Source organism: Streptomyces sp. NPDC047072, from assembly GCF_040643855.1.
Lineage (GTDB): Bacteria > Actinomycetota > Actinomycetes > Streptomycetales > Streptomycetaceae > Streptomyces.
In genome coordinates this window covers 32,384-43,267 of sequence record NZ_JBEYVC010000053.1, presented here as the reverse complement: position 1 = coordinate 43,267, position 10,884 = coordinate 32,384, and the positions used below count along the sequence as shown (strand labels likewise).

Here is a 10,884-nt window from a genome sequence, read left to right as displayed (position 1 = left end):
CATGGGTGCAACCTAACCGGCCAATGTCTCTCCGGGCACTCCTTCCTCTGGGCCCGGCACCCTGAGCAGAAACAGGGTGCCGGGCCCGACTCATAGCCCTTACCGGGGCTCGAAGTTGCCCATGCCGCGGCGGCTGGTGATGACGTCGTACACCGTCTGGCGATACCAGTGGTACGAAAGCACCCGGGGCGTCTTCCCGTCGTCCGGCGCTCGGTCGGCGAAGGGGATCTGCCCCCTGCTGTGGTACGACGCGACGGTGCCCGGCTCCAGCGGCTCGCCCCGGGTTGCGTTGCCCCAGACCTCGGCGAAGTCGTTGACGTCCAGCAGGTCCCGGGGATTGCCCTCGGGCAGCGGGTTGACCAGGGCCGGCCCGGACCCGGTGAACGACGCCCAGACGTGCGGCCGGGCTTCCTCCACCCATGCGTCCACGTCGTCCTGGTCCCACACGCGCGGGTTCCTGCGCAGGGGCTGCGGAAAGGCCCGCTGCACGACCCGGCCGCCCTCGCGCCGCTCCTCGGCCCTGGTCCAGCTGACGCCGGTGGCCACCGGCGAGCCGTACCTCGGGCCAAGTTGCTCAAGCGTCAGCTCGACGCCCTTCTTCCGACGGGAGCCAGCCCGGGCAGGAGGCTTCGCCTCCTGCTCACCTGCGCCCGGCACCGGACTGTCGGCGGAGGACGCGGCCGCCGGCGCCGCCGACTGCTGAGCTTTCTGCCAGGTCCGTGGCCGCTGGGAGCGCACCCAGGCGTCGACCGCCGCGGCGTCGTAGAAGGCACCGTCCGTCGGCGGAAAACCCTCCGTGCGCGTCCACTGGGTCGCCGTCGGCCGGATCACGCCGTACCGGTCGACGATTCCGTCCACGTCCAGCTGCTCCGACTTCTTCGCAGGGGCGCTGGCCGGCTCCGCCGGCTGCGTCCCGGCATCTGCCGGCACGGCCTTGACCCTCTTCTGGGACCTCGGGCGGTTCAGCCACTCATACGCAGTCCTCCGGAACCACATTCGGTCCGACACCTCGGGCCGAACCCCATCCCCGGGCGTCCGGTCCGGCTCCGGCATCTTGCCCTTGGAGAGGTATCCGCGCAGGGTGGCCCGCGGAACGGGTTCGTCACGCCCGAGGACCTTGGCCTCGAGCTCGCACAGGTCCTGCAGCGACAGCAGGTCCTTGGGACCCCCCTCCGGCAGGCCGTGAGGATTGTCAGAGTCCTGGCCCTGCGCCCAGATCACCGGGAAGGTCTTCCGGAGCCAGTCGTCGACCTCCTGGCCGTCACGGACAAGGGTCCGGCCAGGCCCGTCCGGCCAGGCCTCGGGGAACCCCTGCGTCACGGTCCAGCCCTGGAACTGATTATCGGTGACCTTGTACTTCTGCTTGATCTCTTCGGAGGTCAGGACGACCTCGTCAGCATCGGCGGGGATCACCGGGATCACTCCTTCGTCGGGCCGGCAGCGGTGCGGGCCGTGGTGGTGGCTCCGGGGCCGGAGACGTGGGTGGATGGTTCACTCGAGGTTCTGGGCTACGGGCGGTGCCCCTATCGCGCAGGGGCACGGATTAAAGTACATCTCGCAAGATGAGTATGCAACGACGCCTCGAGGTCGCGGCCGCAGATAGGAAGACCCGGATGCGTGTGCCGGGCCGAACGGAACATCCGTTCGGCCCGGCACGCGCATCCGGAAGGGCTCAGTGAACCAGGGTGAGATTATGCTTGGTAGAAGAGTTCTTTGCCGCCAACTTCGCGTCGCGCGCCCGTTGGAGACTGCCGAAAGTCTCCTTGCCCTGGCGTTTCAGCAGCATCGGGATCCGATTCGCTGGAATTCCGACCAGAGGCGACTCGCCGAGAACAGAGAGAAGATCGGATTCTGTCTGGTCGGAGTATCCGGAGGAAATGAGCGCTTCAATGTCCGGAAAAACGTCGGCATGCCGCTCCGAGCCTAGGTCGATGAGGTGGTCCTCTTTTCCGCCGAGACTGTAGCACCAGAGGAAGTTGGCCGGAGGGCTCGGCACTACAAGCCGCTTAAATCGACTGATTTCCTTGGTGTAGCAGTAGAATCGGACAGCAGGAGAATTCTCCATGATCCGCATCCAGGTGAGCAGGTACTCGTCGGAAAAGAACTCTCCGGAATCATGCAGCCGGATCCATTTTCCCTCGTAGCGCCTGTGGCTCAATTCCTCCGTCATCTTCTTCTCGAACTCCTCGGGAGAGTCCCGGCAGAGCAGAAGATTGCGGATATGGGCTGCGCGCACGTTCTTGAACCGGTACGTCCCCACTCGCGCGTAGCACAGCTGGGCGCAGACGCCGGCCTGAGGGCACACATTGAAGTTGCTGCCGTCAGGGAGTTCCACAACGAAAGCCGGCAGAGTCCAGTTCCAGACGCCGATTCTGCGGAGATCAGAATTCTGGGTGAGCAGCCACTTGCGGGGGCTTCGCTTCTTTGTGCTGGTGGCGTCGGTCATGTCTGTCACGTCTTCGCTTCCGGAGTGGGTGGGGGCGCGGCGTTGAACCGGCCAGGACAGCCGGCATGAGGCTTGAGGCAGGCGTGGATCCCGAGCGCGGTGACGCCTCCGTCGGCCCGGGCGAGAAGGGCAAGGCTCTTGGCAATGGCGTTGCGGGCGCGGGCCCGGTTCTCGCCGCCGTGCTGGGCATCGTCCGCGTGGCTGGCGATCACGTCCCCAGCGTTCGCGCCCATCTGGTAGGCCAGATCGTCGGGGACATCCCTCAGGTCTGCGATGAAGAGCGGGACCATCAGCAGCAGCCAGTTGGTCCAGGCGGGCGGCACCGTGGTGTTGGCGGGGTCGGTGACCACCAGTCCGAAAGGGCTGGGGCTTGCGTCCATAGCGAGGTCTCCCGAGTCGGTGCGGCACGGCGCCGGTGCGCGACCGCGCGTCGTGCAGGGCGCCCCCGGCTCTGCGCGAGCCGGGGGCGCCCTTGTGGTGGTGGAGGTGTCGGTCAGTCGCCGCGGGCGGGACAGGCGGCGGCATGTGCCGGGGAGTCCCGGAACCGGGGAGATCCTCCGAGGGCGTCGCGGGTCTGGAGGACGAAGTCGCCGAGATCTGCCAGGCAGTTGACTTCTTCCACGGGCACCGGCTGGTCGCAGAGCGGGCACGGGGCGACGAGGTCGAAGACGAGCCGCCGCTGCGCGTCGTAGGTGGCCAGGAAGGTGACCGAGTTGCTGGCGAAGGGAACAGTCAGTGCGACGGCGCGGTAGTGCCGGCCGGCGGCCAGCAGCGGGTGGAGACGGTCGTACTCGGCGCGGACGGCGACCGGCCGACCGAGAGAGCCGAGCTGGAGACGGTGACGGAGGACCCGTTCCAGCCACACGAGTTCGCCGCGCTTCTCGTTGTGGAGAGCGGGGTCCGGCCCCGGCCGCGCGGAGGCACCGCTGCGTGCACGCTCCACGGCAGCCCCGACGGCGGCGAGCTGGAGAGGGTTGAAGACAGAGTTCGTCGTTGTGCCCGGCATGAGGCCTCCGAGAAGGATGGGCCCGGGGACATGGGTCGTGTTGACGTGGTGACGCCCGAGCAGATCTCACGGGCCGCTAGCGGCGGCCTGGATCGGGCGGGTTCTCCCACCCGGTGACACTCACAGTACATGGTGGAACAGGCATTAGCAACGCACGGGCGGGGGCTTGGAGTCACCGACGGGTTCAGTCGGTCGGTCCTTTGCACCAACTTCTGGGAGACCGGCGAACGCCCTCCGGCCGCCGATCGTCGTGATCTAGCGGGAACACTCGGACGACACCGACATCCAGTGGAAGGGACAGCCCCTGTGGACCTCACCGAGTTGCGGGAACAGGCCGTACGGATCCATGACCGCTACGACGAGCTGAATCTCCATAAACGCGGGCGAGTTTGGTCACGCAATGAGTTCATGCTCGGCTTCATGGGCGACGTCGGCGACCTCGCCAAGCTCGTCATGGCTGAGGAGGGCGCCCGCGACGCGCCGGGCGGCCGGGCCGCGCTGGAGCACGAACTCGCCGACTGCCTGTGGTCGGTGCTGATCCTGGCACACCGTTACGACGTCGACCTCGAACGTGCCTTCCAGCGCACCATGGCCGAGCTGGACGAAGCCATCACCGCCCGGCTCCCGCGGCGGACGTGACACGGGAGCCGGGCGAGAGACGGGCCGCCTGGCGGGCCGGCCAGAGGCCGGCCAATCACTTGCGCCGGACCAACAGCCGTGCCTTCTCCGCCCGCACGGCGGCTGCTGGTAGTTGGCTGGTCAGGTCGTAACCCGGCGCCGGGACGGTGAGCCGGTGAGCAGGACCCCGGCCGTAGGCCGGCGGGCAGATCGACGTCGGCGCCCGGGGTGCGCGACCAGCCGGCCTCCCCGTCGGCCTCAGTCCTCCCACGCTGCGGTCTCCAGCTGGCCGACCTCATCGAGCAGCAGCTGGGCGCGGTCGAACGCGGCCTGCTTGTGACCGTACGAGGGCACCACCAGGTGCATGGTCTCGTGCGCCAGGGCACGGTCCGCTTCCTCGCGCGTGGTGACCAGCGCCAGGTTGACGGCCATCAGCGGCTTGGCCAGTCGGGCACCCTCAGGGCCGCGGTACACCTGAGCGGCGTAGTGCGCGTAGAAGGGCATCCCGGTCACCGAGGCGTAGGCCTGAAGGTCGAGGACCAGGTGGAACGGCCGCTGCGAGATACGCGCGAACTGGCGGGCCCGCCGGCGCAGCCAGACCGTGTCGACCGGGAGAGAGCGCTCGTGATCGGGCAGGGGGCTGCGCAGCGCCGCGTGCCGGGCGTCTGTCACCGGGTGGCCACGGTGCACGGTCATGGGGTCCTCCTCTCGGTCGGGTTCTGCATAGTGCGGGCGAGGTCAAGCAGGGCTTCGCACGAGATGCCGAAGTGGCTGGCGAGTCCCTCGAGTACGGCACCCTCGAGGACGGGTGCCGGCTCGCCGGCAGCGTGAACCGTCGCTGCGTGGGCTCGGAGTACCACGTCCTCGTCGACGTGCCACGAGGCCGCCAGCCGCGCCGCGACCTCGCGCCTCAGGGTACGGGTGTGTCCGTTCTCAAGCATGGCGTAGCCGCTGCGCGTCAGCCCGGCGGTCGTGGCCGCGTCGGCCTGGCTCTGGCCGGCGGCGCACCGCAGGTCCTCCATCGTGGTGATGTGCCCGGGACGCAGTTCGTCGACGGTGCTTCCGATGGCGTCCGCGAGCGTGGTCAGTGCTTTCCATTCCGGGATCCGCCGACCGTCTTCGTAGGCGCAGATCAGAGCTGGCGGCATGCGGGCGGCCCGCCCGAGGTCCTCCTCGGACAGGTGCTGGCTCGTTCGGGCGCTGCGGAGCGCGGCTCCGTCGAAGCCGCGCACGCCGCGACGTCGTGCTGCCATGCTGTTCACCTCCCTGATGTGCTGCGCCGCTGGCCGAGCGGTCCGCCGGTGCCCCGCTGTCTACGGGGCCGGTAGGCCATGATGCCAATACGGCTGCCGGCACGTTCGGCGCCGGACTCCGGGCTGCTCAGGCATAGCGTCCCTGCCAGGAGTCGGCGTCCAGGTCCCGTAGCGCCGCGTCTTCCTCGGGGGTGAGGCGGTTGGTGAACTCCTCCCAACGGGTCAGCTCCGTCAGTTCGGGCCCGTCTGCCGGTTCGATGCGAGCGCGCTGTTCGTTCACGAGGTCTATCTCGACGCCGTCGTCGACGAGGCGGACAGCCTCCCAGCGCAGGGAGCGGCGCCTTGCCAGGCCGAGGTTGAACAGGTAGCCGTCTCCGGTGTCCTTGCCGCCGACCAGCGGCCTGATCCACACCACCGGCTCGGCGTCCTCGAAACGGTGGTGGCGGGCGAGCGCCGCGCGGAAGGCTTCGCTGCCGTCGGGGTTGAAGACGAGCAGGCGTGCCCCGGCGTCCACAGGGTCGCCCGTGGTGCTGTGGTTGCCGGCGAGGAGGTCGGAGAACCGCCGCTTCCACTGGATGTCCGTTGTCATCGTGAAACTCCTCGTCAGCTGTAGTCGGTGTCCAAGCACAAAACATCCTCGACGGGCTTGCCGCCGAGTTCGGTGATGCCCCGGGCCGCGAATGAGGCCAGGATCGTGCTGCGTTCGCCGGCGGACTTGCACACGATCCGGCTGGGCGCCTCCGTCCCGAGCAGATCAATCCCGTTGCCGAACATCACCTCGTTACCGTCGTAGCCGAACTTGGCGATCTTCATGGGATCCCGGGTTATCGCGTCCTTGCTGTACTTGTAGTGGTTCGGGTTGATCGCGCCGTAGTGGTCGCTGGCGTAGCCGTAGTAGTCGCTGCGCTGCATGAGAACGCTGGGGTCGTCCCAGATCAGCACACCTTTTCCGAGGTCGGAGCCGCTGTGCTGGACCCGCAGGAAAACGCTGTTGGCGCCGCCGGTCATCTTGTCGTCCTCCTCGCTCATGCCCACGCCGCTGCCGATGCCCATGACGGCCCGCTTCTCGGTGGAGGCCAGCACACCGGTGCTCAACAGACTGCCGAGGTCTCCGCTACCCAGGCTGTGCGTCAACGACCGGCCCTTGAATGCCTCTTTGATCTCCTCCTGCTTGCCGGTGACGTCGAAGCGCGACCAGGTCAGCCACTTGCCGGTCGTCGCAGGCGTCGGCTGGTAGCCGGGGCTCGCCGCCAGCGCGTCGCCATCGGCGAACCCGGATGCCTTGGCCACGGCATCCCGCACCACCTCCACCTTCATCGGCAACACCTTCTGTGCCGCCTCCAGGTGGATCCGCTTCATCTGGGTGTGCAGGGCCTCGCTGTCGAGTCCCATCAGCGTCTCCATGCGTTTGTGGACGATCTCCTGGACCTGTAGGTCCTGAAGGCCCTGGGCCGTCTCCATGGCTGCCTTCATGCCGGCTGCATTGCCCAGCCCCTGCGCGCTGATGTTGTTCGCCAGGTACGTCCACTCGCCCTCGGCTGCCGTCATCGGCTGGTTCATCAGGTGCAGCTGCTCCAGGCGCTCCACCAACTCCTTGCCGTGGCCGGCACCGGGCGGCGCATGGACCTCAAGCTGCCCACGCAGCGAGTACTCCGTGTTCGACGGGTCGTTGTCCTTGTAGGGCCGGTAGACCGCCTTCCACCCGTCGCCCATGTCAATCTCGTACTCGGTACCGGTCGCGTGACTGCGGGCCACGCCATCCCAGGAACTCTGCCCGGTCTCCGGGTCCAGACTCGCCTTGATCCGGCTTGCCTCGCGCACGGTCGCGTGGAGCGTTCCCGGTTCCGGGTCCGTGTCGGGCACCGACACCTGCTTGGTGACCACCTTGGTCTCGGTCACCTCGTACGGAGACATCCACGGCAGCGGCGCTCCGCCGTTGTCGATCTTGTCCTTCACCTGGTCCAGCTGGTCCATGTAGTGCTGGGCCATCGCCTTCTCGGCGTCGCTGATCGTCGGATCGTTAAGCACCGCGGAGACTGCGTCGACGGCCGCCTGGTGCTTGGCGATCGACGCATCCGACATCGGCAGCTGATTCTTCAGCTTGTGCTGTACCGAGGAGACCGCCGTTGAGGTCAACTCGCCCAGCTTCTTGTCCTGGTCGAGGCTGAGCCGCGCTTTGACCTCCTCCTCGACCTCGACGTCCTCCATGTGAGTGCCGGGGATGTGCAGCGCGTCGAGAAGCTTCTCCTCCGCCTCCTCGGAGACATGCGTGAGGAGGACCTCCCGCGGGCCGTCGGCCGAGTCGTACGCGACCAGTGCCGCCTCGGAGTTGATGAAGTCGTCGCCCCCGACGAGGATCGGGGCTCCTGTCGGCTGCCCGACCGGCGGCGCCGCCGGCACCGGAGTCAGCGGCGGGTCCGTCTCCTCCTCGTCTTCCTCAACTTCCTCATCTACCCCGTTCTCGGGGAGCAGCTCGGTAGCTTCCTCCGCCACCGGATCCAGTTCACCGCTCTGCTCGTCCTCGGCGAGCGCAGGGGACTCGGGTTCGTCCGAAACCGCGTCCTGGGCCGCGGGCACCTCGTCGTCGGACGGGGCCACCTCGGCCGCGGCCTCCTGGCCGAGCTCGGCGTCCTCGACCAGGTCGTCCAGGGCGGGGTCCAGGCCGGCCTCGGTGGACAGCTGTTGCGGATCATCGGGCGTCAGGGTCGGTTCTTCCGGTATCGCCCCCGTGTCTGCCCCGCTCGCCAGCCCTGCGAGAGCGGTGCTTTCCTCCGCGGCCGGGGCGCCGCCGAGATCCACCGGGGCAGCAGGGCTGTCTGCGAGGGCCGTCGGGCTGACCGCGTAGCTCTGATGACTGGACTTCGATCCTGTGCCCATCAGCTACCACCGTGCTTCAAGGAGGCGCCGGAGGGCAGCTTGAGCTGCTTGACGAAGAAGTCGGCGAAGTTCTCGCGCAAGGAGTTCTTCCTCTCTACTGCGTGGTCCAGGAACGCGTTGGCGATCTGCTCGTGCGTCACCTGGGACTGGGGGATCTTCAGGGCCGTGGCGGCCCGGCTGCGCATCTGCGGCACCCAGGCCACGCCCGACTTGGCGCCTTCGTGGGCGGTGGCGTGCAGGACGGAGCGGATCTGGGCATCCGGGATGGACTCGAAGTTCTTGATCACCGGATGGGCGGCGGCTGGGTTGATCTTGATGCCCTTGCCCAGTTCTCCGCCGAGGGCGGCCTGGTAGAGACGCTGGTGGACGGGGGTGAACCCGCCTCCGCCGCTGGGTGCGTAGTCGACCGACAGCTTGTCCAGGCCAAAGTGCTTGTAGGCCTGTCCGCGGTCGATCTGGACCAGCCCCTTGGAGGGGGTCTCCAGCCAGTTGTCCTTGTGTCCGTCGTGCTCGCCGATGACCCACGAGCCCACGTGGGAGCGGACGATCGCGTCGACTTGGGCTTGCGTCCACTGGCTCGGGCTGGAGGTGAACTGCTGGGCGCCCTGGAGCAGCGGCTGGATAGAGCCGGCCGTCCCATCGGCCTGCTTGTGGTGGTACACGGGCACCGACGGAACGCCGCCCATCGACAGCAGGTGGGAGGCGGCCGCCTCCGCGTGCCCCAGGGCGCCACCGTGATTGTGGTCGGCCTTGAACAGCCACTTCGAGCCGTCCGGCGCATCGTGCACGGTTTTGGCGTACGTGCCGCCGAGGTTCGACGCTGTCGTGCCGGGTCCGAAGGTCCAGGTGGCGACGTCCTTGGCGTCGACGCGTGCCGGCAGGTCCTGGCTGGTCGCCTTCGCGTGCTGAACCTCGGCCATCAGTGCCTGGATGTTCGCGTTGAACGACCCCGGCTTGGGCGTCTTCTTGAAAGGCGTCGCCGCTTTCGGGGAGGCAGGTGCTGCCGGTGGCGCAGCAGCGGTCCCGGCCGGGGCCGAAGTTCCCTGGGGCTTCTGCAGCTTGCTCGCGAGCGCCTGGACCTCTTCGTCGGAGGCCAACTCGCCGCTGTGCACGGCCTCCTGAGCCGGGGCGGTGGCCTGGGCAACCCCCTGAGTCGAGGTGGCGGTCTGGGCGGCCGCCTTAGCCGGGGCGGCGGTTTTGGCGGTCTGCTTCTTGGCCGCGGCGGCCGCGACCTTCTCCTTGATCGCCTGCTGGTCGTACTTGGGGTTGAAGCTCGCGGCGATGTAGTTCTGCACCTGTGCACGTGTGGCCTGGTCGGCGTTGTCCATCCCCAGCTCGCCGGCAACGCCGCGCAGGTCGGAGAGTTTTTGTCCCTTGGCCCACGCCTTGAAGTCGTTGGTCAGGGCGTCGGGGGAGACGAACTTCGAGGCGTCCGCACCTGGGTGGTCGGCGAACGGCTCGTCGGCGGCGAACTGCTGGCTCTTGGAGTACCAGCTGTGCGCGGCGTGCTGCATGTCCTTGAGCTCGCCGGCGTTCTTCGCCCACTCGGCGATCGCCTGCGGCGCCCCAGGGTCGCCCGCCGGCGGCAGGGCCAGCGGCTGTCCGTTTTCCGGCGCGAGGGCGGAGTGCGCGGAGTAGGAGACGTCGAGGGCCGCCAGCTCCTGCGCGCGCTTCGCCGCCAGATCCTTCAGCGCGGTCGCCTCGCTCTCCGGCGTCGTCGACCGCATCAGCGCGACGGCTTCCCGCGCCGTGAGGTGCTGGGCTTCACTCTCCGTGAGCTGCCCCGAGGCGATGGCGTCCTGGATCGCCGGCTGGACGTTGTACGGGGTCAGGCTGAAGGAGGCGAGCGCCTTGTCGACCATCTGCTTGCCGTGGGCTTTGGCCTTTTCGAGGTCTTCTCCGAGCTCGGGGCAGTCGGCCGTGGACAGCTTCTGCTCCGCCGCGAGCATCTTCTGCAGGGCCTCGCCCTGGGCGGGGCCCGCGGTGTACTTGGCGTCGTGGAGGTAGGTATTGATCGACTGGACGAGCGCCTGCCCTGACTCCTTGGCCTCCTCGGGTGTCGCCGACCACGCGCCGCCGGTCAGTGGCGGTTCGGTGCCCTCGATCTCGTGCAGGTCCGCCAGTGTCATCCCGCCGACCGTTCCGCCGGCGAGCAGCTCGTTGTACCGGTCGAGGGCGGCAGCCTGGATCTTCTGCTTGGTCGGGATGCCGTCCGGGTACGCGGGGTCGAGCCAGTGGACCAGTGGGTGCTGGCCCTTGCCCGACAGGCCCACCAGGGCAGGGTGTTCGAACCCCTTGGCCTCGGCGATCTCCCGCAGATCGTCATCGTCGAGGGAGTTCAGGTACTCGAGGGTCTGCGCCTTGAGCGCCTTGGTGTGGGCCTCGATCTCTTCGTCGGAGGCGCCCGCCTCTTTCAGCTTCTCGATGGCCTCCTGGGCCATCTTGACCTGACTGACGAACAGGTCGTACCTCTCCACCGGGTCGCTGGGCGGCAGGTCCTCCCAGTCGATGCCGGCCCCGGGCTCCGCGATCTCCTCCATGTTGTTCATGGCCATCAGCAGGTCGGCCTTGGCCTGGATCTCCTCATCGGACATCGGCGGCGCCGGTGTTTCGGCAACTGCCTCCTCCGAGCCCTCCGCAACGGCCGTGGGGCCCACGGCGTAGGAAGCGTGGCTGGACTTGCT

10 protein-coding genes are annotated in these 10,884 nt (G+C 68.1%); 1 reads left to right on the top strand and 9 read right to left on the bottom strand.

Annotated features, from left to right (window positions below; genetic code table 11):
• Window positions 1-99: 99 nt before the first annotated feature.
• From ABZ896_RS22980 to ABZ896_RS22965, 4 genes are all read right to left on the bottom strand, one after another.
• Window positions 100-1,413, bottom strand: coding sequence for a hypothetical protein (locus ABZ896_RS22980; RefSeq protein WP_360932018.1), 1,314 nt, complete (start codon window positions 1,411-1,413; stop codon window positions 100-102).
• Between the two features lie 259 nt (window positions 1,414-1,672).
• On the bottom strand, window positions 1,673-2,446 hold the full coding sequence (locus ABZ896_RS22975) for a hypothetical protein (RefSeq protein WP_360932015.1): 774 nt from the start codon (window positions 2,444-2,446) through the stop codon (window positions 1,673-1,675).
• Window positions 2,447-2,451: 5 nt separating this feature from the next.
• Complete coding sequence (locus ABZ896_RS22970; RefSeq protein ID WP_360932012.1) at window positions 2,452-2,826, bottom strand: hypothetical protein; 375 nt, start codon at window positions 2,824-2,826, stop codon at window positions 2,452-2,454.
• A gap of 113 nt (window positions 2,827-2,939) precedes the next feature.
• Window positions 2,940-3,452: a hypothetical protein gene (locus ABZ896_RS22965; protein ID WP_360932010.1), complete on the bottom strand. Its 513-nt coding sequence runs from the start codon at window positions 3,450-3,452 to the stop codon at window positions 2,940-2,942.
• Window positions 3,453-3,758: 306 nt separating this feature from the next.
• On the opposite strand from ABZ896_RS22965, the gene ABZ896_RS22960 reads away from it, so the two are divergent.
• On the top strand, window positions 3,759-4,091 hold the full coding sequence (locus ABZ896_RS22960; protein WP_360932007.1) for a MazG nucleotide pyrophosphohydrolase domain-containing protein: 333 nt from the start codon (window positions 3,759-3,761) through the stop codon (window positions 4,089-4,091).
• Window positions 4,092-4,328: 237 nt separating this feature from the next.
• Here the strand turns inward: ABZ896_RS22960 and ABZ896_RS22955 are convergent, their stop codons facing one another.
• The 5 genes from ABZ896_RS22955 to ABZ896_RS22935 form a co-directional block, all read right to left on the bottom strand.
• Window positions 4,329-4,766 carry a hypothetical protein gene (locus tag ABZ896_RS22955; protein ID WP_360932004.1) on the bottom strand — a complete coding sequence of 146 codons (438 nt, stop codon included), beginning with the start codon at window positions 4,764-4,766 and terminating at the stop codon, window positions 4,329-4,331.
• The gene (locus ABZ896_RS22950) at window positions 4,763-5,323 is read right to left on the bottom strand and encodes a helix-turn-helix transcriptional regulator (RefSeq protein WP_360932001.1); all 561 of its coding nucleotides are present in this window, start codon (window positions 5,321-5,323) and stop codon (window positions 4,763-4,765) included. Before ABZ896_RS22950 ends, ABZ896_RS22955 begins: the two co-directional genes overlap by 4 nt.
• A gap of 127 nt (window positions 5,324-5,450) precedes the next feature.
• A complete protein-coding gene (locus tag ABZ896_RS22945; RefSeq protein WP_360931998.1) occupies window positions 5,451-5,912 on the bottom strand; it encodes a hypothetical protein in 462 nt (153 codons plus the stop codon).
• A 14-nt stretch (window positions 5,913-5,926) separates the two neighbouring features.
• On the bottom strand, window positions 5,927-8,200 hold the full coding sequence (locus tag ABZ896_RS22940) for a hypothetical protein (protein ID WP_360931995.1): 2,274 nt from the start codon (window positions 8,198-8,200) through the stop codon (window positions 5,927-5,929).
• Window positions 8,200-10,794: a hypothetical protein gene (locus tag ABZ896_RS22935; protein ID WP_360931992.1), complete on the bottom strand. Its 2,595-nt coding sequence runs from the start codon at window positions 10,792-10,794 to the stop codon at window positions 8,200-8,202. Before ABZ896_RS22935 ends, ABZ896_RS22940 begins: the two co-directional genes overlap by 1 nt.
• Window positions 10,795-10,884 lie beyond the last annotated feature (90 nt).

Bases quoted from the DNA above. Each gene is read 5' to 3' on its own strand.
- ABZ896_RS22935 (WP_360931992.1), bottom strand. From the start codon at position 10,794: ATGTCCGATGAGGAGATCCAGGCCAAGGCCGACCTGCTGATGGCCATG.
- ABZ896_RS22955 (WP_360932004.1), bottom strand. From the start codon at position 4,766: ATGACCGTGCACCGTGGCCACCCGGTGACAGACGCCCGGCACGCGGCG.
- ABZ896_RS22970 (WP_360932012.1), bottom strand. From the start codon at position 2,826: ATGGACGCAAGCCCCAGCCCTTTCGGACTGGTGGTCACCGACCCCGCC.
- ABZ896_RS22975 (WP_360932015.1), bottom strand. From the start codon at position 2,446: ATGACCGACGCCACCAGCACAAAGAAGCGAAGCCCCCGCAAGTGGCTG.
- ABZ896_RS22940 (WP_360931995.1), bottom strand. From the start codon at position 8,200: ATGGGCACAGGATCGAAGTCCAGTCATCAGAGCTACGCGGTCAGCCCG.
- ABZ896_RS22950 (WP_360932001.1), bottom strand. From the start codon at position 5,323: ATGGCAGCACGACGTCGCGGCGTGCGCGGCTTCGACGGAGCCGCGCTC.
- ABZ896_RS22945 (WP_360931998.1), bottom strand. From the start codon at position 5,912: ATGACAACGGACATCCAGTGGAAGCGGCGGTTCTCCGACCTCCTCGCC.
- ABZ896_RS22965 (WP_360932010.1), bottom strand. From the start codon at position 3,452: ATGCCGGGCACAACGACGAACTCTGTCTTCAACCCTCTCCAGCTCGCC.